The organism is Kosakonia sp. Marseille-Q7440 (assembly GCF_965119485.1).
Window position 1 is genome coordinate 1,086,419 of the sequence record NZ_CBCPLT010000001.1, and the last position, 23,025, is coordinate 1,109,443.

Consider the following 23,025-nt stretch of genomic DNA (forward strand, 5'->3'; position numbering starts at 1 on the left):
GTACCACTCTTGACGCGGGCGCGTTGATGGACAACTACCGCGCGATAATTCGTCGTCGCGTCGGCCTGCTGGCACTGCTGGTGGGGTTGATTATCGCCTCAATGCTGCTCGATTTTACCCTCGGCCCCTCTGGCCTGTCGCTGGATGTGCTGGGGCAAACGCTGCTGCATCCGCAGAGCGTGGATGCCGGAACACGGGTGATTGTCTGGGATATCCGCATGCCCTATGCGCTGATGGCGATTGTCGTCGGCTTAACGCTGGGGCTGGCAGGGGCTGAGATGCAGACCATCCTTAATAACCCGCTCGCCAGCCCGTTTACCCTCGGCGTTTCGTCAGCGGCGGCCTTTGGCGCGGCGCTGGCGATTGTGCTTGGCATCGGCATTCCCGGCATCCCCGCGCAGTGGTTTATCTCGGCTAACGCTTTTATCTTCGCGCTGCTGGCGGCGCTGCTGCTGGATGGCATTACCCGCTGGACGCAGGTGGCGACCTCCGGTGTGGTGCTGTTTGGTATCGCGCTGGTCTTCACCTTTAACGCGCTGGTGTCGATGCTGCAATTTATCGCCAATGAGGACACCTTGCAGGGGCTGGTCTTCTGGACGATGGGCAGCATTGCCCGCGCCTCGTGGGAGAAGCTCGGCATTCTGCTGCTGGCGCTGGCGGTGATTATGCCGCTGTCGATGCTCAGCTCCTGGAAGCTCACTTCCCTGCGTTTAGGCGAAGATCGCGCCATCAGCTTTGGTATCAATGTGCGACGCCTGCGGCTGACGACGCTGCTGCGCATCAGTATTTTGTCGGCGCTGTCGGTGGCATTCGTCGGGCCGATTGGCTTTATCGGCCTCGTAGCACCGCACATTGCCCGCATGCTGTTTGGCGAAGATCACCGCTTCTATCTTCCGGGCAGTGCGCTGATTGGCGCGCTGGTACTGTCACTGGCGTCGATTGTCTCCAAAAACCTGATTGATGGCGTCATCATCCCGGTCGGCATCGTCACCTCGCTGGTCGGCGTGCCGTTCTTTATCACCATTATTGTGCGCCACCGGGGGAGTGTATGAGCCCGCAGTCCGGTTTATCCCTGCGCGGCTTCAGCGCGGGCTACCACAAACAGCCGATTATTCAGGATCTGGCGATTGACCATCTGCCGCGCGGCAAAGTGACGATCCTGCTCGGGCCGAACGGCAGCGGCAAATCGACGCTGCTGCGCGCCATGGCCGGGCTGAACAAAGCCCAGGGCGAACTGCGGCTCGACGGGGAGGATCTGCTGACGCAACCCTTCGCCAGACGCGCCGAGCAGGTGGTTTACCTGCCGCAGTCGCTGCCAGCGGGCGTGCATCTGCATGTGCTGGAGTCAATTATTGTGGCGCAGCGCGCGTCCGGCGGCCTGCACAGCGCTGAGCAGCAGGCGCAGGTGATGACGCTGTTGCGCCAGCTGGGCATTGAGCACCTGGCGCTGCACTATCTTGATCAGCTCTCCGGCGGGCAGAAACAGCTGGTCGGTCTGGCGCAGTCGCTGATCCGCCAGCCCACTTTGTTGCTGCTGGACGAGCCGCTCAGCGCGCTGGATCTTAATTATCAATTTCACGTGATGGATCTGGTGAAGCGCGAAACCCAGCGCCGCAATATCGTCACCGTGGTAGTGGTGCACGATATCAATATCGCGTTGCGCCACGGCGACCATGTGCTGATCCTGAAAAAGGGCCAACTGGTAGCCAACGGCGATCCGGGTGAGGTGATCACCCCGCACACGCTGGCAGAGGTGTACGGCGTGCGCGGGCGGGTGGAGCCCTGCTCGCAGGGCATGAAACAGGTGATTATTGACGGTTTAGTTTGAGAGATGCTGTTGCGGAGCAGGTGCAGATTTCCACATGCACTTGCTCTCAACCCATTTATACATCACCGGGGCAATCACGCCTGCCGCGACCAATGCGCAAACCTGCCAGAGATAGTGACCGGCGCTGTAGAGATAGTGCTTGGCGACGGTTTGCGTAATGCCATGCACCAGATAGAGCGAAAAGCTACAGGTGCCGAGCATTCGTAGCGGAAGAGAGGTCAGCAGGCCGAAATAGTCACATCCGCATTTCACGGTATAGAAGACCACCAGCATGTAAAACGCGGTAGTCGGATTATAGGCATGGCGGGTAAAGGCGATTGCGGCAATAAGCAGCGCCAGACAAATGAGATCCGACGGGCGTTTATCCGACTTGATAGTGGCAACCAAAAAGCCCACCAGAAAATACATCACATACGCCAGCCGTTCGTCACTGCCGAGCAGATACTTTCCGCCCATTACCAGCGCCATTAAGAAAATGACAAAGAGCGTCGCGTGCTTAATGTGGCGCATGAGCAGGTATAAGAAAGGGATCGCAAGGTACAAGCGAAGCTCCCACACCAGCGTCCAGAAGATACCCGAGGTAGCGATTTGCAGCGTGGTGCCATTGATCACGGCGCCAGGCGGCTCAAAAAGGAAGGGCAGCGACGAGATAAACCACTCGTCCGGCGACGTATGGCTGCCTGGATGCATAATAAACGTCGCGGCATAGATAAGCGCCAGCGTGGCGATAACCGGCGGGTAGATCCTTGCCAGTCGTGACAGCGCGAATCCGCGATAATTAAAGGTGGGGGCGAGGGCTTTCTTAAAAAAAAGAAAGCCGGAAAGCATAAAGAAAATACCGACGGGGAGCTGTCCGGTGATGAAAATCGCGCTTTTAATCTGGCTGAAAGAGATATAGTCGAGCGACCAGTAATCGTCTGCTGCGCCGCCATTTCGCCAGAAGAGATGAAATATCGCCACCAGCGCTGCGCAAATACCGCGCAGGCCGTCGAGGGCAAGGTATTTTTGCTCGGGCGGCTTAATCCCGATAAGGGAAGATGTAGCTGTAACCGTTGCGACAAGAATGCCGAAATAGACTAAATATTCAAGGATATAAGCAGTATAGGTATAAAGCACAAGACGATCTCTTGCCTCGAAGGCAACGGAAGCAGAAAAAATAAGAGTGCGCGTAATCTACACATAGCTGCCTTAAATGGAAAGTCTGCAAATTTGGCAGGTTTCTGTTCGCGCAGCCCTTTTTACAGTCAGACGCTGCCAGCATGCACTTGTTACCAGCACTGATGCGGGTTCTGCGCGTAGTTGCGCAGCACCTCAGCGTAGGGTGCTGTGCGGGCATCGGGGTTTTGCACAATGGATCCCAGCAGCACGGCAAGCGCGGCGTCGTGCTCGCCGAGGTTGTGCAGGCAAAGCGCATAGAAGGGCGGCACTTCGGTTGCCTGCGGCCAGCGGGCGATAATCTCCTTAAACTGCGCTTTTGCCTGCGGGTATTTCCCGAGACAGCGCCAGGTTGAGGCGAGGCCAAAGCGCGCTTCAAACTCATCTTCATCGCCAAGGCCAGCCTCAATCGCCGCCAGGTAATACCCTTCGGCATCCCGCTCGCGGCCCTGGTTGTCAAACGACCAGGCGATATTGAGCAGCGCCTGCGCGCGCAGCGCCGGTTCGTCGGCAAGGACCTTTAACGCTTCGCGGCTCTGCTCATGCTCGCCCGCTTTTCGCAGCGCAATCGCTGCCTGCAACCTGCTCTCCATTCGCCTCTCCTTAAAAATGTTGAGGCTATGTTATAAGCGAGGCGGCAGGCAGCCACAAGGTTAGCGCGCGCTGACCCGCCAGATGGTGTTGCCCGCATCGTCGGCAATCAGGACGCCGCCCTGCTTATCCATCGCCAGTCCAACGGGAAGGCCGCGCACCTGCTTCTCGTCATCGGTAAGAAAACCGCTCACCACCGGCTGCGGTTGCCCGACCGGTTTGCCGTTTTCAAACTTCACCCACACCACCTGGTAACCGTTAAGCGGCTTGCGGTTCCAGCTTCCGTGCTCGCTGACAAACGCGCCGCCGCGGTATTGCGGCATATTCTCGCCGGTGTAGAAGAGCAGGCCGAGCGGCGCGACGTGGGAGCTGAGCGCGTAATCTGGCTTAATCGCCTGCTTCACCAGATCCGGGCGCGGTGGCTGGACGCGCTCATCCACATGCTGACCAAAATAGCTATAAGGCCAGCCGTAGAAGCCTTTATCCTGCACCGAGGTCATGTAATCCGGCACAAGATCGGAGCCAATCTCGTCACGTTCGTTGACGATCGCCCATAGCGCACCGCTTTCCGGTTCCCACTGCAATCCTGTCGGGTTACGCAGGCCGCTGGCGAAAATGCGGCTCGCCCCGGTCGCGGCATCCACTTCCAGCACCGCCGCACGGCGGTATTCCGCGCCGATTCCATTCTCGGTGATGTTGCTGTTGGAGCCAACGCCGACATAGAGCTTGCTGCCGTCGGGGCTGGCGAGCAGAGATTTGGTCCAGTGGTGGTTAATCGGCCCGCCCGGCAGTTCCGTCACCACTTCACCCGGCGCGGTGATGGAGGTTTGCCCCTCCTGATAGGGGAATTTCACCAGGCTGTCGGCATTCGCCACCCACAGGGTGTTGCCAATCAGCTGGATACCGAACGGCGAGTGCAGGTTTTCAATAAAGGTGTGCTTCTGCCATTTGCCGTCGACATTGCGCAGCAGGGTAATGCGATTGCCGCCGGGGCCGCCTTTGCCGGAGGCTTTCTGCACGATGCCCATAATCAGCTGTTTCGGGCGCGTGGTTGGCTTCGCCGGGCCGTTGGCTTCCGCCACCAGCACATCGTTATTTGGCAGCACATAGACCTGACGCGGGTGTTGCAGGCCATCGGCGACTTTCTCAATCTTCAGCCCCTGCGCCACTTTTGGCATCTCGCCCTCTTTCCACGCCACCCCTTCCGGCACCTGCATCGGCGGCATCAGGAAGTTTTGCGCTTTCGGCAGTTCAGGGTTTGGCCCCACTTGTTTGGCAGGATCGAGGCTCGCGCCCTGATCGCAGCCGGCCAGCAGTGCGGTGAGCGTAAAGGCGAGGAGTGTTTTGCGGTGGATTCTCATGCGATCACTCCTTTGCGGGTACGAAGGGCAAGCTGGACGTTAGCAATCAGCAGCAGCGCCACCACGGCGGTGGAGAGGATCACCCCCAGCGGCACTACTGCGTAGGCGTCGCGGCTGTGGACAAAGGCGTTAAAAATCGCCAGCACAATGGCAAGCAGCCAGAGCCAGAAGTGGATTTTCACCGCCGCCGTCGCCAGCGGGCGTTGGGTGAACCACACCTGCACCAGGTTTATTAGCCGCGGCACAATCGCCAGCACCAGCCCGATGGCGATAAGCCAGCTTGCCGCGTCGGTCCACATAATTTGAAAAGATTTGAGATAGAGAATATCGAAGATCCACGCGGCGGTGAAAAAGCCGAGCGGCAGGGGGTTTAACAGTTCATAGAGCGCAATGGCGACCCGCGATGGTCCGGAGGTAGTTTGCATTGGTCTTCCTTAGTAAACGGGGGATCGGGAAGTGACCACGACTCAAGCCACAGAACGTGCCTGATAAAGGGTAGACAAAATAATGTGAAACGGCGGTTTGTTAGCAGCGTTGTGCGCCATAACGCATTCTGCATAGTTATAAGTTTCGAGACGGGAATATTCACTTTACATTGAGTTATTGATAATGATAATCGGTCTCAAATTGTTTCTTATTGTTCTTATTTGATGTTGTTACGGATGATCTTTGCCCGTGCGGCGAGATATTACATTGAGGGTTGTTTGCATGCGATTTTCCCCTTTATATGGCGCGCTTACTCTGGTCATCGCGTCGCCGCTTTATGCGCAGGATGCGACAAGCAGTGAAGAAGACGTGGTTGTAACGGCTACGCGCACCGACGGCTCGCGCAATGACTCCCCGCAGGTGATCAAAGTGATCACTGAAAAGGAGATTGCCCAACAGCGCCAGCTCACCTCCGATACCTCGCAGATCTTAAGCAACCTGCTGCCGTCGTTTTCGCCGTCGCGGCAGAAGATGTCCGGCAGCGGTGAGACCCTGCGCGGGCGTACGCCGCTGGTGATGATTGACGGTATTCCGCAATCCAACCCGCTGCGCCCGACCGGGCGTGAAATGCACACCGTCGATGCCTCGATGATTGAGCGCATTGAGGTGATCAAAGGGGCCAACACCAGTAACGGCGTGGGCGCGACCGGCGGGGTGATCAACATCATCACCAAACGGGCGAAGCCGGGCACCGCCAACCAGCACTTCAGCATCGAAACCACCACGCCGACCTCTGAACTTAATCACGATACGCTGGCCTACAAAACCAATTACAGCATCAATGGCAGCGAGGAGTATCTCGACTACCTCTTCGCCCTCAGCTATGAAGATCAAGGGTTGTTCAAAGATGCGAATAATCACGCCATTGGCGTCGATAATACCCAGGGTGATTTGATGGACTCCCGCGCGTGGGATCTGCTGGCGAAAGTGGGTTACTGGCTTGATAACGACCAGCGCGTGCAGTTAAGCCTTAACCGCTATCGGCTGAAAAATAAAGATAACTATGTCAGCGTCACCGGCGATCGCGACGCGGGCAGGTTGACCACCTCACGCAAAGGCACGCCGGAAGGCACCGCGCCGCATAACGATGTCTGGACCGTGGGCACCACCTACGACAACTACAATCTCGCCGGCATGAAGCTGACTGCGCTGGCCTACTATCAGCGCTACGAAGCGCTGTTTGGTGCGACCAACTCCTCCTCCTTCCAGGATCCGGCGATTGCGCCACTTGGTACGCTCTACGATCAGAGCCGCGCTTACACCGATAAGTACGGCAGCAAAATCGCCCTGACGAAAGACGATATCTGGGACGATCGCATTAAGGCGACGGTGGGCTTCGACACGCTGTTTGATAACTCGAAACAGGATCTGTGGAGCACCGGGCGTACCTATGTGCCGGAGATCAACTACACCGATCTCTCGCCTTTCCTGCAACTGGAGTATGCCCCGGTGGAGTCGGTCAAACTGAGCGGCGGCATTCGCTACGAATATGCGCGCCTGAAGATCGACAGCTACCAGACGGTGTGGGCCAACGATCGCGTCACGGTCGAAGGGGGCACGCCATCGTTTGATGAAACCCTCTACAACGCCGGAATTGTCTGGACGCCGGTCACGCCGCTGAGCCTGTTTGCCAGCTACAGCGAAGGCTTTACCGTGCCGGATGTTGGCCGCGTGCTGCGCGGCATCGACACGCCGGGGGTGAAGCTGAGTGATTACAACAGCCTGCAACCGATCATTACCAAAAACAGTGAAGTCGGCTTCCGCGTCCAGCAGGCGCCGTTCGATTTTGAGGCCAGCTACTACAAATCCACCTCCAAACTCGGCAGCCGCGTCGAGTTGCAAAACGACGCCTTTGTTGCGCGGCGTGAAAAGACCGAGATCGATGGCGTTGAAGTGAGCGCGGGCTACGCGCCGAACGCTGATCACAAGCTGACGCTGGCGTGGTCGCATATGCGCGGCCGCTACGACAGCGATGATAACGGCAGCCTTGATGCCAAACTCGACGGTCTTAACATCGCCCCGGATCGCATCATCGCCAGCTGGTCGGCAAACTGGAATGCCGAACTGAGCACCTTCTTGCAGGCTAACTGGGCGCTGAGTAAGAAGTTCGACGACGAAGAGAAGGATTTCTCCGGCTATGCGATTGTCGATGCGGCGGTGGGCTACAAGCTGCCTTACGGCCAGCTAAGCCTTGGCATCTCTAACCTGCTCAACAAGCAGTACGTCACCTACTACTCGCAAAGCGCCTCGGTCGATCCGGATCGCTACTTCGCCGGGCGGGGCCGCACGGCCACACTCGGTTACAGCCTTAACTTCTGATGGTCACCGCTCCCCTCGCGGGAGCGGCAACGTAACGGATGAATAGCCTGAATATCTCACTTTCCCGACGGCGCGGCCTGCAAGCGATGCTGCTTTATGGCATCGCCCCCAGCCTGTTTGCCGCGCCGCCCGCCTTGCCGCGCGCCATTTCACTTTTTCAGGGGGCGACGGACAGCCTGGCAGCGCTCGGCGTGACGCCCTGCGGCATTGTCGAATCCTGGGCGGAAAAGCCGGTCTATCGCTACCTGCGCCCGCGCTTCTCAAATGTGCCGCAGCTCGGGCTGGAGACGCAGCCGCAGCTGGAAAAGATGGTGCTGCTGAAGCCCGATATCATCTTCGCCTCGCGTTTTCGCCACCAGGATGTTGCGCCGCTGATGGCGAAAATCGCCCCGGTGGCGCTGCTCGATGATGTGTTTGAGTTTAAAAAAACGCTCAGCGTAGTTGGCGACAGGCTTGGCCTTGAAGAGCGCGCCAGCGCGCTGCTGCACCAGTGGCAGAGCCGGGTGGTGACGCTACGCGGGCGCATTGCGCAGCGCTTTGCCGCACCGCCGACGGTGTCGGTTATCGAAGTGCGCCCCGATCATATTCGCAGCTACGTCGCCGCCAGTTTCCCCGGCTCGGTAATGAGCGAATTGGGTTTTGGCTGGAACAGCGCCGCGCAACAGGCGCGCAGCACCTCGCTGCGCTTCTCCGGCTTCGAGAATATTCCGCTGCTTGATGCCGATCTCTTCTTCATTTTGCTGCGCACCGAGAGCGCGGCGATTATGCGCCACTATCAGGCGCTGACCGCGCACCCGCTCTGGCAACAGCTGCGGGCGGTGAAGGCGCAGCGGCTGTGGACGGTGGACAGCGTGCCGTGGAGTTTGTCCGGCGGCATTCTTGGCGCTAATCACATGCTTGATGATGTCGACGCCGCGCTGCGGGGGGAGGGGGCATGAAGGGGCATTTTCTGCTCTGCTTTGCGCTGCTGCTGGTGATGGCGGCACTCAGCGTAATGATTGGTACGCAAATTTATACGCCGGGCGAGATTGCGCGCGCGCTGTGGCAGCCGGATGCCACCCTCGCGCGGGATGTGATTATTCACACCTCGCGCTTACCGCGCACGTTGCTGGCGGCGGCCGTCGGTGCCTTCCTCGCGGTGGCAGGGGCGCTGATGCAGGCACTAACACGTAACCCGCTCGCTTCGCCGGGATTGTTTGGCGTCAATGCGGGTGCGGCGCTGCTGATTGTGCTGGCAGGTGCCTTGTTCAGCATTGGCGAGGCGTGGGCCACGCTGCTGCTCGCTTTTACCGGCGCGTGTATTACCGGGTCGCTGGTGTGGTTTGCCAGCCAGAGAAGCAGCGGCCAGCTTAACCCGCTGCGGCTGGTGCTGGCGGGCGTGGCGATCACCGCCCTGTGCAACGCGTTTACCCAGGCGATTCTGGTGATGGATCAGGAGAGCCTCGACACCATGCTCTTCTGGCTGGCAGGGAGCCTTGCGGGCAACGATCTCGCGCATCTCTACCCGATGCTGCTGCCGGGCGGGCTGCTGCTGATTGTCGCCATGCTCTGCGGCGGGCAGATGGGAGTATTAAACGCCGGGGAGGAGATTGCCCGTGGGCTGGGGCAGAACATTGCCCACGTGAGGTTGCTGGCGAGCGTGCTGGTGGTCGGGCTGGCGGGCTGCGCGGTGGCGCTGGCGGGCAATATCGGCTTTGTCGGGCTGATTGTGCCGCATATCGCCCGGCAACTTTTCGGCAGTGATGTGCGCACTTTGCTCCCCGCCTGCGCGCTGCTGGGGGCGTTGCTGCTGCTGGCGGCGGATATTGCCGCGCGGATGGTGATCCTGCCGCAGGAAGTGCCGGTCGGGGTGATGACCGCACTGCTCGGCGCACCCTTTTTTATCCTGCTGGCGCAGCGCCGGGGGCAGCATGCCGGATAGCCAACTCTTTCGCTGCGGCGCGTTTGCCCGCCTCTACTCGCGTCGCCAGTTGCTGATGCTGGCGAGCTGCACGCTAATCGCCGCGCTGATTGTGCTTATCGCACTGAGCGTCGGCGATGTGCCGATCCCGCTGCTGCACACCCTTCGCTTACTGCTGCTGGCAGATAACAGCGCAGAGCATTTTATTCTGCATGAGCTGCGTCTGCCGCGCGTGGCGCTGGCGCTGCTGGCGGGCGGCGGGCTGGGGCTTGCCGGGTTGATTTTGCAAACCCTCGTGCGCAACCCGCTCGCCTCGCCGGACACCCTTGGCGTCACGGCAGGCGCCAGTGCCGGTGCGCTGCTGTGGCTCACCTTTTTTAGCCTGCGTTATGGCAGCGCGGGCATGCCTTATGCCGCAATGGCTGGTGCGGCCTGCGCCGTCGGGCTGATCTTTCTGTTAAGCGCGCGGCGCGGGTTAACGCCGCTACGCATGATTTTGACCGGGGTTGGCGTCTCGGCGCTGGCGGGGGCGGTGGTGACGCTGATCCTCGTCTTCAGCCCGCTGACTACCACCTTTTCCGCGTGGGTGTGGCTGAGCGGCAGCGTCTATGCCGCCAGCTGGCCGAAGGTGCTGCACTTGCTTCTCTTCTACCTGTGGGCGATCCCGCTGCTGGTCGTTCTGCTGCGTTACCTGAAGGCGCTGCAGCTTGAGGATGCGCTGGCAACCGGGCTGGGTGTGCGGGTGAATGCCATTCGCCTCCTGCTGTTGCTGGCCTGTGTGGCGCTCTCCGGCAGCGCGGTGGCGCAGGTCGGGGCGATGGCCTTTGTCGGGCTGGTGGCACCGCATCTTGCTCGCCTGGTGGTGGCGCAGGGGATCTTCAGCCAGGCATATGTCGCGACGTGCAGCGGCGGCAGTATGGTAGTGGCCGCCGATCTGCTGGCGCGCACGCTGTTTCGCCCCGCCGATCTGCCCGCCGGGATCTTTGTCGCGCTGGCCGGCGCGCCGCTCTTTCTTTGGCTGCTGATAAGGCAGCGTTCGTAAGCAATGGGGAAATTGTGTCTCTGATAACGGAAAAACTGAGCGTCAGCTACGCGCAGCGGCAGGTGATCGACGGGCTCGATTTAACCCTGCCGACGGGCAAGGTTTCGGTGCTGATTGGCAGCAACGGCTGCGGCAAAAGCACGCTGTTAAAAGCGATGGCGCGCCTAATCACGCCGCAATCCGGCACGGTCACTCTCCACGGAATGAATATTCATGCCACCTCCAGCGCGAAAGTGGCGCGCAAGCTGGCGATTTTGCCGCAAACGCCGGTGGCACCGGAAGGCATCACCGTGCGCCAGCTGGTGAGTCTTGGGCGCTTTCCCTATCAAAACTGGCTGCGGCAGTGGTCAGTTGAGGACGATCGCCATGTCGATGAGGCGCTGCGCTTAACCGCGACCACGGCGTTGCAGCACCGCCCGGTGGAAGCGCTCTCCGGCGGTCAGCGCCAGCGGGTGTGGATTGCAATGACACTAGCGCAGGCCACCGACACGCTGCTGCTTGATGAGCCGACCACCTGGCTCGATCTGGCGCACCAGGTGGAGATCCTCGAACTGCTGCGCGATCTCAACCGGCGGCAGGGCAAAACTATCATTATGGTGCTGCACGATCTCAATCTCGCCTGCCGCTACGCCGATCACCTGGTCGCTATCCGTGAAGGGCGGGTTGTTGCCGAGGGCGCGCCGCAGCAGATCATGACCGAAGCGTTGGTGAGCCACGTCTTTAACCTGCGCTGTCGCATCATTGACGATCCCTTTTTCCATACGCCGATGTGTATTCCGTTTCCAGGTGATCACCATGCTGAACCCTGACGAACTCGCTTACCTGCGTAAGGCGTTTCGCCTGCGCGCGCTGGAGGAGGCCGATGCACGCAGCGTGGTGAGCGGCGAGATGCTTAACGCCGAAATCTGCGCCGACGTGCTCGATACGATTATGCCGCTGATTGGCGCACCGGATCGCGCCATCGCCGCGTCGCTGCTGACCAAGCGGCTCTCCTTTCTGCTGACCGGGAATGTGCTCTATGGGATGAGCGTGTTTGATAAAGGGCTGCATCTCTCCCTCGACGCCAGCCGTCTGGAGTATGCCCATGACAACGGTTTGTGGACCTCGTCACTCCCCGCCGCGCTTACCGTAACCGGCTATGCGCCCGGCGCGCGGGACGCGTGGCGCGAAAAGGTGGTCGGCGGGCTGTTTCGCGACTTTATAACCCCGCTCTGGCAGCGCCTTTCAGCGGTGAGCGGCCTGCCTGCGCAAATCCTCTGGGAGAACTGCGCGGTGCGCGTCTACTCGCTCTATGAAGGGCGCATGGAGGGGCTGAATGAGGCGCAGGCCGCGCGTCAGCAGGCGGATTTCGCCTGGCTGATTGCTGAGGCCGACCCGGCGCTGTTCGGCCTGAACTGGAACCCGCTTAAGCGTTTTCGCCGCCGGGCGCAGCGCAATGGCGCTGGCGAGGCGGTGCGTTTTCGCCGCACCTGCTGTTTTTACTACAAAGCCTCACAGCCGGTGGAGTATTGCCTCAACTGCCCGCTCTGCCGGGTTAAGTAGGTGACAGCGCAGGCGGCGGTGATTATGGTAAAGCTTCCTGATCAATCGCCAACGGTCACGCCGTGAAACAGACATTTGCACTCGATTTCTCCCACCGCGCGTTGATCCCCTACGCCCATGACTACCGGCACGGGGAGCATGAGCCGTGGCATTCGCACCCCTGCGATCAACTGATCCACACCCTGAGCGGCGTCATCCGCGTGGAGACGGAGCAGGGGATCTGGATCGTGCCACCAGGACGCGGGGTGTGGATCCCGGCGCAGGTGGTGCACACGCTCTTTATTGAGGGCGATGTGCAGGCGCGCGGGGTGTTTGTCGAGCCGCTGGCGAGGGCCGATTTACCGGTGGTGTGCCAGGTGGTGCGCGTCAACGATCTGCTGCGCGCCCTGATGGTCGAGGCGTTGCGGCTGGATGAGAGTTACCAGCCCGGTAGCCGCGCCGAGCGCATCTATGAGCTGATTCTGGATGAGATCCGGCTGATGAATACGCTGCCGTTTTGCCTGCCGGAGCCGACTTCGGCACGCTTAAAGCCGCTGTGCGACGCGATACGGCAAACGCCGACGCAGGCGTGGACGCTGGAGCACGCCGCGCGGCAGGTGAATATGAGCGGGCGCACGCTCGCGCGTCACTTCTACCAGCAGACCGGGTTGCAGTTTAGCGAATGGGTGCGCCGCGCGCGGCTGCTGATCGCCCTGACGCGGCTGGCAAACGGCGAGCCGGTGACGCAGGTGGCGCTGGAGTGCGGCTATGCCACCCCCAGCGCCTTTAGCGCCATGTTTCGTCGGGTGATGGGCGTGCCGCCCGGCGACTACTTTACCCAGTGATAAAGGGCTGCGCAGCGTTAAGCACCGCCTGCAGTGAGGCGCGGGTGATATCGCTGTCGATACTGACGCCCCATGCGCGCTCGCCGCGCGCGTTGGTACAGCAGACATAGGCTACCGAGCGGCTGTCGCTGTGTTTGCCGAGGGTGTGTTCGTGGTAGCTCTCAATATTGATCTCAACGCGCAGGCTGCGACACAGCGCGGTTAACGCCGCCGAGAGAAAACCGTTGCCCGTTGCATCCAGCTTCAGCGTCTCGTTATGCCAGCGGATCTCCGCGTGCAGAGTGGTGCGCTGCCCCGGCTGGTTGGTGCAGACATACTCAATCAACGCCAGCGGTGGATGATCCACCAGGCCATAGGTCTGGCGAAACAGATTCCAGATCGCCATTTGCGACATCTCTTTGCCCGCGCTGTCCGCCGCCTGCTGCACATGCCCGCTGAACTCCTGCTGAAGCTTACGCGGCAAGGTCAGGCCGTGGTTCTGCTCCAGCAGCCAGGCCGCGCCGCTCTTGCCCGACTGGCTGTTGACGCGGATAACCGCTTCGTAGCTACAGCCAATATCCGCCGGGTCGAGCGGCAGATAGGGCACCTGCCAGATATCCGCCGGGCTGTTTTGCCGCGCGGCAAACCCTTTCTTAATCGCGTCCTGATGCGAGCCGGAAAAGGCGGTAAACACCAGTTCTCCGGCGTACGGGTGGCGCGGCGCAACCGGCAACTGATTACACTCCTCGACCACCTCCACCACCTTTTTCATCTGGCTAAACTCAAGGCCCGGCGCGATGCCCTGGGTGTAGAGGTTGAGCGCCAGCGTCACCAGATCGGCATTGCCGGTGCGCTCGCCGTTGCCAAACAGGCAGCCTTCAACCCGCTCCGCGCCTGCCAGCATTGCCAGCTCGGCGCTGGCAATACCGGTGCCGCGATCGTTATGGGTATGCACGCTGATGCACACCTGCTCGCGGCGCGAGAAGTGGCGGCAGAAGTGCTCAATCTGGTCGGCATAGACATTGGGCATGCTCACTTCAACAGTGGCCGGCAGGTTGATGATCATTGGCCGCGTGGAATCCGGCTGCCAGACATCGGCCACCGCTTCGCAAATCGCCAGCGCGAACTCCGCTTCGGTGAAGCAAAAAGTTTCCGGCGAATACTGGAACACCCACTGCGTTTCGGGTGCGGCTTCGCACTGCGTGCGGATTTGCCGCGCCGCATTGACCGCCAGCGCGACGATCTCCTCCTTGCTCTGGCGGAAAACCTGCTCGCGGAACACCGGCGCGGTGGCGTTGTAGAGGTGCACCGTCGCGCGGCGCGCGCCCTGCAAGGATTCAAAGGTGCGGCGAATCAGATCCTCACGTGCCTGGGTTAACACCTGAATGGTGACATCTTCAGGGATGCGCTGCTCCTCGATCAGCTGGCGCACAAAGTTAAAGTCCGTTTGCGACGCGGAAGGGAAGGCAACCTCAATCTCCTTAAAGCCGCACTCCAGCAGGAGATCCCAGAATTTCAGTTTGCGCGGCGCATCCATCGGCTCGGCGAGAGCCTGGTTGCCGTCGCGTAAATCCGTCGACAGCCAGCGCGGCGCGTGGGTCAGGACGTTATCCGGCCAGCGGCGATCGCGCAGCGGCAGCGGGGTATGGGGGTGATATTTATCAGCAGGGTTAGTTAACATTTTTGGCTCTCCACAGGGTGTGGTTTTAGTTTCCACACCGCAGCGGATGCGCGCGCCCGCGCAGCTGACAACCTGTTGCGTAAAAGTGACAATTCGCAGGGAAGTGATGACCGGATAAGGCACGGTGCATTGCCCGATGGCGCTGCGCTTATCGGGCCTACGGGAGTGTATGTCGGATAAGAGCGTAGGCCGGATAAGGCGTTAGCCGCCATCCGGCAATAACGCGCACTTACGCCTGCACCCGGTCGCCTACCACCGGCGGCGTCTGCGGTGCATTGGCATTGCCAACATGCCGATACTTATCCAGCAGATGGATTTGAATGCGGCGTAACATATCGCCATTGAGTTTGTAGAAGCGGAAATAGACCAGCAGCGAGATGACGAAGAAGCAGGCGGGGAGCGCCAGCATAATCAGCTGCATGCCCATTAAGGTGCTGGCGGACTGCGCCACGTTCGGCACATACCCAATCACCCCGAGCACCACGGCGATAAAGTAGGCCGCAAAGGCCGCGCCCGCTTTCACCACCAGCGTCTGCACCGAGTAGGCGATGCTCTCACAGCGCACATTGAGTTTGTATTCGCCGTAATCGACGGTGTCGGCAACCATAATCACCTGTAACACCCAGAAGAAGGCTTTGCCGATGCTAAACAGCACGCCCGCCAGCAAAATCACCCATGCGTGAGTCTGGCCGAGCAGCGCCATCCACAGCAGCACGCCGCCGCTGACAATCGGCAGCACCGATGCACCCGCCCACAGCACGTGGCGTGAGAAGAGTTTTACCAGCTTCGGGAAAAGCATCAGGATCAGCAGGTTCGCGACGCCCGCATAGGACATGTAGTAGGGGAAGAGGTCGACATCGCCAATCACATAGGTGAAGTAGTAGATCGCAAAGCCTTCGATGACGTTGGCTGCGGTGTTGTAAGCCAGCGCCATCACCAGCAGGCAGGCGAGCTGATCGTTCTTAATAATCAGTTGCAGCATCGCTTTCAGGTTCATTGGCGCGCTCTGTTCACCGCCCTGTTTATCAGAGGAGTAGACCTCATGCACATTGCGTAGGGTGACGATGGTCGAGAGGATAAAAAAGGCGATCAGCACCAGCGTCAGCATCTGAAAGCCAAACCCGCGATCCGCTCCGCCGACGGCGTTCACAAACGGCAGTGCGATCCCCGCGGTGACAAACCCGGCGAGGCTGGCGAAAAAACGCGGGTAGGGCACCAGCTGTTCGCGCTCGCGCTTGTCCAGCGTTATGGTCGGCACCAGCGACCAGAACGGCACATCCATAATCGTGTAGGTGAAACCCCACAGCAGATAGGTCGCCCATACCCACACCAGCTGCGTGGTGCCGGTAAAGTGGTGGGCGCTGAACAGCATATAGAGCACCAGCGAGTTGGTCAGCGTGCCGACTAAAATCCACGGCTTGAACTTGCCCCAGCGCGTGCGGGTGCAGTCGACGATCCAGCCCATGATCGGGTCGGCCAGCGCGTCGAGAATGCGCGCCACCAGAAAGAGCGTGCCGACCATGCCGACCGACAGGCCGACAATATCGGTGTAGTAATACATCAAGTACATGTAGACGATGCCGATCGCAAAATCCTTACCAAATGCACCAAATCCGTAGCTGAGCTTTGTTGTGATTGAAATACTCATAGGGTACCGATTGCCTCTTTCAGTGTCGGAAGGGTTGCAAAACCGCCGGGCGCGCGGCCCGGCTAATGCGTTAGCGATGCAGCCACGCGGGCAGCCACTCGCCGTGGCTTGCGATCAGGTCATCCACCAGCGCATAGATTTCATCGATACCAAGCACCGCCGCGGTGTGCGGATCCATCAGTGCGGCGTAATAGACATAATCCCGGTTTTCGCTCAGCACCGCTTCGGTGAGCAGCGTCTGCACATTGATGTTGGTCTGCATCATCGCCGCAAGATGAGCGGGCAGCTTGCCGGCTTTGGTCGGCTGAATGCCGTTAGCATCGACCAGGCAGGGCACTTCGACGCAGCACCCTTCCGGCAGGTTGTCGATCAGCCCATCGTTACGCACGTTGCCATAGATTACGCTCGGCTCGCCGGTCCAGATGGCGTTCATAATGGTGCTGGCATACTCCCGCGAGGCTTTCACCTCAATGCGATCGGCGGTTTTGTACTCCGCCAGCTCCTTCTGCCAGGTTTCCAGCTGTTCCACGCAGCGTTTCGGGTACTCATCGAGCGGCACCTGGTAGCGTTCAAGTAAATCCTCGCGTCCCGGCTTGATAAACCACGGCGTATATTCAGCAAAGTGTTCCGAGGATTCGGTAACGAAGTAGCCGAGCTTTTTGAACATCTCATAGCGCACAATGTTCTGGCAGCGCGGGTTGCCGTGCATGTTTGGCTTCGGCGCGCGTTTCTCGGCATAGGCCTGCAACAGCTCGGGATAGAGGCTGACATAGCTGCCGTCCTGCTGCTTTTTCTCCAGCGACAGGTAAAAGGCCATATGGTTGATCCCGGCGCAGCGGTAGCGTAACGAGGCCGGGTCGAGATCGAGATCGCGCGCCAGCTCCTCCGCGGTGCCCTGCACCGAGTGGCATAATCCAACCTGTTTGATATGCGGGTAGCGGGCATAGATCGCCCAGGTATTCATCGCCATCGGGTTGACGTAGTTCAAAAGCGTCGCGTTCGGGCAGACGTCGGTCATATCCTCACAAATCTGCCACAGGTGAGGGATGGTGCGCAGGGCGCGCATGATGCCGCCGGGGCCGAGGGTGTCGGCGATGGTCTGCTCAAGACCGTGGCGTTTACACACTTCAAAATCGGTGACGGTGCAGGGTTCGTAGCCGCCAATCTGGAACGCGACGACCACAAAATCGGCCTCTTTTAACGCCGTTTTTTGATCCGTATGGCAGCTGATGTTCCCGTAAGCGCCGACCGAATCCATCAGTTTGCGCACCACGATGTGCGACTCCTCAAGGCGCGTGGCGTCAATATCCATCAGCGCTACCTGCGCGTTTTTCAGTGCCGGACGCTGGAACACGTCGCCGAGAATGTTTTTGACAAACACCGTGGAACCGGCGCCGATAAAAGTGATTTTTGGTGCAGACATGAACCTTTCTCCCAGATGTGGTTGTACGTTCTGAGCGTGGCACGGCAGGCCTGCGCCATCTGCCTTCTTCCCGGCGGGAGATTCCCGAAAACTCAGATCGCGTAATGCGCCGCGCGCGATCTGAGTTTCCGGGAGAAAATGGGCGCTTAAGCAGAGTTAATGGCAACGGCTTTCACTAAACTAGAGCAGGTGAGGGCGCGGTGAAGCGCGAAAGTGATGATGCGGGAAGGATCGATGGCAAAAGAACTTATCAGAGCAGATATGTGCAGCGGGGATGAGAAAACCACGCGCGGCCCGCTGTCGCTCTACTCGGAATACCAGCGTATGGAGATTGAGCTGCGCGCGCCGCTGGCGATGCCCGCCAGCCACTGGCATGGCCAGGTGGAAGTGAATGTGCCGTTTGATGGCGATGTCGAGTACCTGATCAATAACGAAGTGGTGCGCATTAAACAGGGGTATATCACCCTGTTCTGGGCCTGTACCCCGCACCAGCTAACGCGCCCCGGCGACTGTACGCAGATGGCGATTTTTAACCTGCCGATGCACCTGTTTCTCTCCTGGCCGCTGGATCGTGAACTGATCAACCACGTCACCCACGGGATGGTGATCAAATCCCTCGCCGCCCAGCAGCTAAGCGCGTTTGAAGTGCAGCGCTGGCAGCATGAACTCAACAGCGACAACGAGCAGTTGCGCCAGCTGGCGATTGAGGAGATTGCCCTGATGCTCAAGCGCTTTAGCCTCTCCGGCTGGCAGCCGATCCTCGTCAATAAAACCTCGCGCACCCATAAAAACAGCGTCTCGCGCCATGCGCAGTTTTACGTCAGCCAGATGCTGGAGTTTATTGCGGTCAATTACGATCAGGTGCTGACGATTAACGCCATCGCCGAGCATGTGAAGCTCAATCCCAACTATGCGATGGGCATTTTCCAGCGCGTGATGCAACTGACCATGAAGCAGTACATCACCGCTATGCGCATCAACCACGTTCGAGCACTGCTGAGCGATACCGATAAAACGATCCTTGATATCGCGCTCACCGCCGGGTTCGGCTCCAGCAGCCGCTTTTACAGCACCTTTCAGAAGTATGTCGGCATGCCGCCGCAGAAATACCGAAAGCTCAGCCAGCTGCGACGCCAGCAGCATGCGGGGTGAAGTGGCGGGTCTGCCAGATATGCGCATTGCCCGATGGCGCTACGCTTATCGGGCCTACGGAATGCGCTGGCTATGTAGGCCGGATAAGGCGTTAGCCGCCATCCGGCGATTGCCCGATGAAACCAGAGCCAAGGTGTGAAAGGTGATCACTTTAGCCATGTCATTTTTATAAACTGCTGCCGATCTCTGTTTTGATCGAGAATGCACTGCGTTTTTAACTCATCCCGGCTTGCCGCCCACTCTCCGACTAACGCTGCGTTCGCCGTACATAATTTATCTCTTGAGATGACCCAGGCTTGTTGAGACTCCTGAAAGTTCTCCCAGAAGATATCTTTGATTTTTTTGCCCTCGCTGTCATTGAGGCGGTAAGGGTCGTCATAGTTGCTGGCTATATTCTCGTGCAGCAAATGAACGGCGTGATTTAACGAGTCGCTTGAGCTTTTCAACAATGCGCTTTTGCATTTCTCTTGCGTATCAGTATTGTGCCCATACGCGGGTAGGCTAAGGCAGTGTTGTAATTCACTCCCTATGTGGAGTGGCATCGCACCAGAGATTGATGGCAGAAGAGAGAGTAAAAAGAGAAGGGGAGAAAGGCGTTTCATCCTGGGAGCATCATCCTTACGTCGATAGGTTCAGTAGCCCTGTAATCGCTGTTTTATATATGCCATTAATTAAGGCTTCTCAGCGCGGCAGACCATTTATTGCGGCGAGTTATCTTTGCTACTGGCATGAAGGATTGTCAAATGCAGATGCCCGATGGCGCTACGCTTATCGGGCCTACGGATGTGCCGGAATTATGTTGGGCATCATCCGGCACATTGCCCGATGGCGCTGCGCTTATCGGGCCTACGGTTATGCCGGAATAATGTTGGGCACCATCCGGCGGGGAATTACGTAGGCCGGATAAGGCGTGAGCCGCCATCCGGCGCATTGTCCGATGGCGCTGCGCTTATCGGGCCTACAAAAATGCCGGAGTTATGTTGGGCATCATCCGGCGGGGAATTACGTAGGCCGGATAAGGCGTGAGCCGCCATCCGGCAATGGCATTTCGGTTACAGCTTAAAGGCGTTCACATCATTCAACAGCTTGCCGGCCTGGTGGCTGAGCGAGTTGGCGGCGGTGGCCATCTCTTCCACCATCGCGGCGTTCTGTTGCAGGTTGCCTTCCATCTGGCTGACGGCGACGTTAACCTGCTCAATACCGTAGCTCTGCTCGGTGGATGAGTTATTCACCTGGTTTATCAGCACTGTGGTTTCATCCACTGCGCCGAGGGCATCGTTCATGCGCGTGGTGACATTGGCGGCGTAATTCACCCCCTGGCCGACATTCTTAATCGCTTCATCAATCAGACCACGAATATCGCGCGCCGCAACGGATGAGCGCTGGGACAGCGAGCGCACTTCGCCTGCGACCACCGCAAAACCTTTACCCTGCTCACCCGCGCGGGCGGCTTCAACGGCGGCGTTAAGCGCCAGGATATTGGTCTGGAACGCAATGCCGTCAATGATGTCTGTAATTTCCGAAATCTTCGCGGAAGAAGCCGAAATATCATCAATCGATTTTTGCAGCGAACTGAGTTCGCGGTGGCTCTCATTGACCATCGTCTGCACGCGGCCGATATAGGTATTCGCCTCTTTGGCGTTGTCCATATTGTGTTTCACCGTTACCGACAGCTCATTCATGCTGGCTGCGGTCTGCTCCAGCGACGATGCCTGAGACTCGGTGCGCGAAGAGAGATCATCATTGCTTTTGGCGATCTCGCTGGCGGCGGTATCCACTTCGTTACTGGCATCTTTTACGCTGGCTAATACGTGGCGGATTTTATCCATCAGCGCGTTAAAACTTGCTGCCGTCGCGCCGAGTTCATCGTTATTATTCAGCGCCACTTTATGGGTTAAATCGAGAGAGCGGCTGATTAATCCCATGCTCTCCTGCAAACTTTTTAAGCCTTTACTTAAGTAGCGCAGAATAACCGTGGCGAAGACCGCGACCAGCGCAACCAGAAAGACAATCGTGCCCACTAACAGCCAGAAGGTATTGATATATTGCGTATGGTTATTTTCGGCATACTCTTTCGCAATACTATAATTATGCGCCAGCATCTCTTTTAAACCGGCACTTAATGCCACTGATGCATTGGCAGTAACACCGCCGTCGGAGACCATCAGACGCGCCGCTTCTATTCCCTGGTTATGGTAGGTATCAGACATCGCCTCGGTTTTTTGCACATAATCATCAAAAATATCACGCGTCTTTTTCAGTAATTGACCGTCGACGGGATCGCTGACCAAATTGGCCTGGTACTCATCAAAGATCTGGCGAGTTTTATTTAACTCATCTTTCGCCTGCGCCATATGTTTGGTAAACACCGCTTCATCGGTCACCAGCAGAGACATCAGGATCTGGCGTCTTGCCTCTTCGCGGTGCTGCACCGCTTCGCTCAGCTTGCTGATGCTCGGCAGACTATTTGACACAACATAGTCAAAACGCGTTTGCGCATTATCTAATGCCCTGATGCTTAATCCGCCCAGCACAAGCATCGCAATAAAGGTGATGGCAAAAACAATAATTAATTTTCTTAAAATAGTCATAACGGCCTCAGGTGCAATCCATATCCAACGCGGATGCTATTTTTATCGGCGACTAAAGTGAAACCTTCAGCCAGAACATTATAAAAAAGGGAGTCTTTTAAGCCTTTTTTGATCTCGACACGGATTGCGGGGGAATAGTGATTAAATACAAAGGTTAATAAGGCTAAATAAATGTGTTGTGAATGCTTTATATAATATATTCCGCCTGTTTTGATGGGGACTTGTGGATATATTGTACATTCTCAATCTTTATTAGCTTTAGAGTTTAGTGTATTTAAATTGTTTTTAATTTAAACTTAATTATAAAGTTGGTAAATCAAAAGAGTGCCTGAATAGACTACCGCCCAAAAAATTGGGCAGTAGGAAGAAAAGCTCTGTTTTATATCCAACGCTTAGCAAGGAACCTGACGCAAACGACGCCTGATTTTGTTCCCTTGAGCATCTTTGTAGCGCTCCGGCCAGATGGCGTCGGGAGTGAGATCGAGAGCATGAGCAATGATGTATTCACCCTTCGGCCAGGGGCGATACAACGTGTTAGCTAACGTTGACGATGATAACCCTGCTGAACGCGATAACGCCGCCAGGCTCATCCCGCGCTTTTTCAGCGCGGCGAGAATGTCAGCATGGTGCCAGTTCTGATGTTCCATAGTGTTCTCCTTACACGTGGCTGTTATGCACTCAATTATCCTGTTTTGGGATAAAATGGCAATGGGTAGATATTCGATTTCAGGATATTTTTAAGGGATCGAATTTATGGCTTCTGTCTACTCAGACGAGTACCAGCGCGTTATCGCGGCACTTAAGCAAGCGCGTAAAGCGCAGGGCATCACGCAGATGCAGCTTGCTGAGGCGCTCGGGCGACCACAATCCTTTATCGCCAAAATCGAGAGCGGCGAAAGGAGGCTGGATGTGGTGGAGTTTGTACATCTGGCGAGGTTGGTGGGGCTGGCGGTGGAAGACGTACTAAAAATCATTAAGTGAATGGCATGACACAAGATTCATTGCCCCTCCATATGGAGTTTTTGCATGAAAAAGGGAATATCGATTTGCTGCTTTATGGCGGGTGCTTTACTCATTTTTTACTATGTATTCATCACCGTTCCCGTAAAAATCATTGCCATTCATAAAGATAACTACGCCCCGGTTGTTGTCGTTGACCAGTTGCCACTATCAGATGCGAAGAAAATTGCGTGGTGGCGGGATGAAAGCAAAAATATCCTCGCCAACGAAGATGACGCGCAAATCCATAATCGCGCTTTGAATTACTACATCTACCGTTTTGGCGAAGGCTATCAGGAGTCAGGCAAAGAGGATCGCCTCTGTTTTGACGATATGAAGGCACCTAAGAACTGCCTTGATAAAGATATTTTGATGATTGTCCGTTACCGAAAAAATGGCGATATCCAGTTCGATATTGATGACGATGCGTACATTCTCAGGCAGAGCGGTGAACTGAAGAAGGTCGATTAAAAGATTAAAGGCTCTCTGCGGAGCCCTTTTTGT

Annotated in this window: 22 protein-coding genes; 12 read left to right on the forward strand and 10 right to left on the reverse strand. The window is 57.8% G+C overall.

Annotated features, from left to right (window positions below; genetic code table 11):
• Positions 1–23 precede the first annotated feature (23 nt).
• Both ACWPW2_RS04860 and ACWPW2_RS04865 read left to right on the forward strand, forming a co-directional pair.
• Positions 24–1,052, forward strand: coding sequence for a FecCD family ABC transporter permease (locus ACWPW2_RS04860; RefSeq protein ID WP_023480010.1), 1,029 nt, complete (start codon positions 24–26; stop codon positions 1,050–1,052).
• Positions 1,049–1,828, forward strand: coding sequence for an ABC transporter ATP-binding protein (locus tag ACWPW2_RS04865; RefSeq protein WP_454121784.1), 780 nt, complete (start codon positions 1,049–1,051; stop codon positions 1,826–1,828). Before ACWPW2_RS04860 ends, ACWPW2_RS04865 begins: the two co-directional genes overlap by 4 nt.
• On the opposite strand, the gene ACWPW2_RS04870 is transcribed toward ACWPW2_RS04865, so the two are convergent.
• The 4 genes from ACWPW2_RS04870 to ACWPW2_RS04885 all read right to left on the reverse strand — a co-directional run bounded on the left by ACWPW2_RS04870 (position 1,820) and on the right by ACWPW2_RS04885 (position 5,360).
• On the reverse strand, positions 1,820–2,944 hold the full coding sequence (locus ACWPW2_RS04870) for an acyltransferase family protein (RefSeq protein WP_454121785.1): 1,125 nt from the start codon (positions 2,942–2,944) through the stop codon (positions 1,820–1,822). The two genes, ACWPW2_RS04865 and ACWPW2_RS04870, sit on opposite strands and share 9 nt — an antisense overlap.
• Positions 2,945–3,096: 152 nt before the next feature.
• A complete protein-coding gene (locus tag ACWPW2_RS04875) occupies positions 3,097–3,576 on the reverse strand; it encodes a tetratricopeptide repeat protein (RefSeq protein WP_454121786.1) in 480 nt (159 codons plus the stop codon).
• 60 nt (positions 3,577–3,636) lie between these two features.
• On the reverse strand, positions 3,637–4,935 hold the full coding sequence (locus ACWPW2_RS04880) for a PQQ-dependent sugar dehydrogenase (RefSeq protein WP_076769533.1): 1,299 nt from the start codon (positions 4,933–4,935) through the stop codon (positions 3,637–3,639).
• The gene (locus ACWPW2_RS04885) at positions 4,932–5,360 is read right to left on the reverse strand and encodes a DUF2231 domain-containing protein (RefSeq protein WP_023479947.1); all 429 of its coding nucleotides are present in this window, start codon (positions 5,358–5,360) and stop codon (positions 4,932–4,934) included. The genes ACWPW2_RS04880 and ACWPW2_RS04885 overlap by 4 nt, the downstream gene beginning before the upstream one ends.
• A gap of 283 nt (positions 5,361–5,643) precedes the next feature.
• Here ACWPW2_RS04885 and ACWPW2_RS04890 point away from each other — a divergent pair, with 283 nt between their 5' ends.
• From ACWPW2_RS04890 to ACWPW2_RS04920, 7 genes are all read left to right on the forward strand, one after another.
• Positions 5,644–7,740, forward strand: coding sequence for a TonB-dependent receptor (locus ACWPW2_RS04890; protein ID WP_454121787.1), 2,097 nt, complete (start codon positions 5,644–5,646; stop codon positions 7,738–7,740).
• A gap of 38 nt (positions 7,741–7,778) precedes the next feature.
• Positions 7,779–8,678 (forward strand): ABC transporter substrate-binding protein, encoded by a 900-nt coding sequence (locus ACWPW2_RS04895; protein ID WP_454121788.1) that lies wholly within the window; start codon positions 7,779–7,781, stop codon positions 8,676–8,678.
• On the forward strand, positions 8,675–9,661 hold the full coding sequence (locus ACWPW2_RS04900; RefSeq protein WP_454121789.1) for a FecCD family ABC transporter permease: 987 nt from the start codon (positions 8,675–8,677) through the stop codon (positions 9,659–9,661). The genes ACWPW2_RS04895 and ACWPW2_RS04900 overlap by 4 nt, the downstream gene beginning before the upstream one ends.
• On the forward strand, positions 9,651–10,682 hold the full coding sequence (locus ACWPW2_RS04905) for a FecCD family ABC transporter permease (protein ID WP_454121790.1): 1,032 nt from the start codon (positions 9,651–9,653) through the stop codon (positions 10,680–10,682). The genes ACWPW2_RS04900 and ACWPW2_RS04905 overlap by 11 nt, the downstream gene beginning before the upstream one ends.
• A gap of 11 nt (positions 10,683–10,693) precedes the next feature.
• A complete protein-coding gene (locus ACWPW2_RS04910; RefSeq protein WP_454123588.1) occupies positions 10,694–11,491 on the forward strand; it encodes an ABC transporter ATP-binding protein in 798 nt (265 codons plus the stop codon).
• A complete protein-coding gene (locus ACWPW2_RS04915) occupies positions 11,478–12,224 on the forward strand; it encodes an IucA/IucC family C-terminal-domain containing protein (protein ID WP_454121791.1) in 747 nt (248 codons plus the stop codon). The genes ACWPW2_RS04910 and ACWPW2_RS04915 overlap by 14 nt, the downstream gene beginning before the upstream one ends.
• 62 nt (positions 12,225–12,286) lie before the next feature.
• Positions 12,287–13,048, forward strand: coding sequence for an AraC family transcriptional regulator (locus ACWPW2_RS04920; protein WP_023479958.1), 762 nt, complete (start codon positions 12,287–12,289; stop codon positions 13,046–13,048).
• Here ACWPW2_RS04920 and leuA read toward each other — a convergent pair.
• The 3 genes from leuA to melA all read right to left on the reverse strand — a co-directional run bounded on the left by leuA (position 13,038) and on the right by melA (position 17,779).
• Positions 13,038–14,708, reverse strand: coding sequence for a 2-isopropylmalate synthase (leuA, locus tag ACWPW2_RS04925; RefSeq protein ID WP_454121792.1), 1,671 nt, complete (start codon positions 14,706–14,708; stop codon positions 13,038–13,040). The two genes, ACWPW2_RS04920 and leuA, sit on opposite strands and share 11 nt — an antisense overlap.
• Positions 14,709–14,937: 229 nt before the next feature.
• Complete coding sequence (gene melB / locus ACWPW2_RS04930) at positions 14,938–16,356, reverse strand: melibiose:sodium transporter MelB (RefSeq protein ID WP_454121793.1); 1,419 nt, start codon at positions 16,354–16,356, stop codon at positions 14,938–14,940.
• A gap of 70 nt (positions 16,357–16,426) precedes the next feature.
• Positions 16,427–17,779 (reverse strand): alpha-galactosidase, encoded by a 1,353-nt coding sequence (gene melA / locus ACWPW2_RS04935; protein WP_454121794.1) that lies wholly within the window; start codon positions 17,777–17,779, stop codon positions 16,427–16,429.
• 234 nt (positions 17,780–18,013) lie between these two features.
• On the opposite strand from melA, the gene melR reads away from it, so the two are divergent.
• Complete coding sequence (gene melR, locus ACWPW2_RS04940; RefSeq protein ID WP_042715696.1) at positions 18,014–18,931, forward strand: transcriptional regulator MelR; 918 nt, start codon at positions 18,014–18,016, stop codon at positions 18,929–18,931.
• A 146-nt stretch (positions 18,932–19,077) separates the two neighbouring features.
• On the opposite strand, the gene ACWPW2_RS04945 is transcribed toward melR, so the two are convergent.
• From ACWPW2_RS04945 to ACWPW2_RS04955, 3 genes are all read right to left on the reverse strand, one after another.
• Complete coding sequence (locus ACWPW2_RS04945; protein ID WP_454121795.1) at positions 19,078–19,533, reverse strand: lysozyme inhibitor LprI family protein; 456 nt, start codon at positions 19,531–19,533, stop codon at positions 19,078–19,080.
• Positions 19,534–19,983: 450 nt separating this feature from the next.
• Positions 19,984–21,522 carry a methyl-accepting chemotaxis protein gene (locus ACWPW2_RS04950; RefSeq protein WP_454121796.1) on the reverse strand — a complete coding sequence of 513 codons (1,539 nt, stop codon included), beginning with the start codon at positions 21,520–21,522 and terminating at the stop codon, positions 19,984–19,986.
• A 392-nt stretch (positions 21,523–21,914) separates the two neighbouring features.
• Positions 21,915–22,169, reverse strand: a complete 255-nt coding sequence (locus ACWPW2_RS04955; protein WP_128483416.1) for a helix-turn-helix domain-containing protein — start codon at positions 22,167–22,169, stop codon at positions 21,915–21,917.
• Between the two features lie 106 nt (positions 22,170–22,275).
• Between ACWPW2_RS04955 and ACWPW2_RS04960 the strand changes: the two genes are divergently transcribed.
• Both ACWPW2_RS04960 and ACWPW2_RS04965 read left to right on the forward strand, forming a co-directional pair.
• Complete coding sequence (locus tag ACWPW2_RS04960; protein ID WP_128483415.1) at positions 22,276–22,503, forward strand: helix-turn-helix domain-containing protein; 228 nt, start codon at positions 22,276–22,278, stop codon at positions 22,501–22,503.
• Positions 22,504–22,548: 45 nt separating this feature from the next.
• Positions 22,549–22,992 carry a DUF943 family protein gene (locus ACWPW2_RS04965; protein WP_454121797.1) on the forward strand — a complete coding sequence of 148 codons (444 nt, stop codon included), beginning with the start codon at positions 22,549–22,551 and terminating at the stop codon, positions 22,990–22,992.
• Positions 22,993–23,025: the final 33 nt, after the last annotated feature.

Coding starts and splice junctions, on each gene's coding strand:
- ACWPW2_RS04865 (WP_454121784.1), top strand. CDS start 1,049: ATGAGCCCGCAGTCCGGTTTATCCCTGCGCGGCTTCAGCGCGGGCTAC.
- ACWPW2_RS04875 (WP_454121786.1), bottom strand. CDS start 3,576: ATGGAGAGCAGGTTGCAGGCAGCGATTGCGCTGCGAAAAGCGGGCGAG.
- ACWPW2_RS04880 (WP_076769533.1), bottom strand. CDS start 4,935: ATGAGAATCCACCGCAAAACACTCCTCGCCTTTACGCTCACCGCACTG.
- ACWPW2_RS04885 (WP_023479947.1), bottom strand. CDS start 5,360: ATGCAAACTACCTCCGGACCATCGCGGGTCGCCATTGCGCTCTATGAA.
- ACWPW2_RS04890 (WP_454121787.1), top strand. CDS start 5,644: ATGCGATTTTCCCCTTTATATGGCGCGCTTACTCTGGTCATCGCGTCG.
- ACWPW2_RS04895 (WP_454121788.1), top strand. CDS start 7,779: ATGAATAGCCTGAATATCTCACTTTCCCGACGGCGCGGCCTGCAAGCG.
- ACWPW2_RS04900 (WP_454121789.1), top strand. CDS start 8,675: ATGAAGGGGCATTTTCTGCTCTGCTTTGCGCTGCTGCTGGTGATGGCG.
- ACWPW2_RS04905 (WP_454121790.1), top strand. CDS start 9,651: ATGCCGGATAGCCAACTCTTTCGCTGCGGCGCGTTTGCCCGCCTCTAC.
- ACWPW2_RS04915 (WP_454121791.1), top strand. CDS start 11,478: ATGCTGAACCCTGACGAACTCGCTTACCTGCGTAAGGCGTTTCGCCTG.
- leuA (WP_454121792.1), bottom strand. CDS start 14,708: ATGTTAACTAACCCTGCTGATAAATATCACCCCCATACCCCGCTGCCG.
- melB (WP_454121793.1), bottom strand. CDS start 16,356: ATGAGTATTTCAATCACAACAAAGCTCAGCTACGGATTTGGTGCATTT.
- melA (WP_454121794.1), bottom strand. CDS start 17,779: ATGTCTGCACCAAAAATCACTTTTATCGGCGCCGGTTCCACGGTGTTT.
- melR (WP_042715696.1), top strand. CDS start 18,014: ATGGCAAAAGAACTTATCAGAGCAGATATGTGCAGCGGGGATGAGAAA.
- ACWPW2_RS04945 (WP_454121795.1), bottom strand. CDS start 19,533: ATGAAACGCCTTTCTCCCCTTCTCTTTTTACTCTCTCTTCTGCCATCA.
- ACWPW2_RS04950 (WP_454121796.1), bottom strand. CDS start 21,522: ATGACTATTTTAAGAAAATTAATTATTGTTTTTGCCATCACCTTTATT.
- ACWPW2_RS04955 (WP_128483416.1), bottom strand. CDS start 22,169: ATGGAACATCAGAACTGGCACCATGCTGACATTCTCGCCGCGCTGAAA.
- ACWPW2_RS04960 (WP_128483415.1), top strand. CDS start 22,276: ATGGCTTCTGTCTACTCAGACGAGTACCAGCGCGTTATCGCGGCACTT.
- ACWPW2_RS04965 (WP_454121797.1), top strand. CDS start 22,549: ATGAAAAAGGGAATATCGATTTGCTGCTTTATGGCGGGTGCTTTACTC.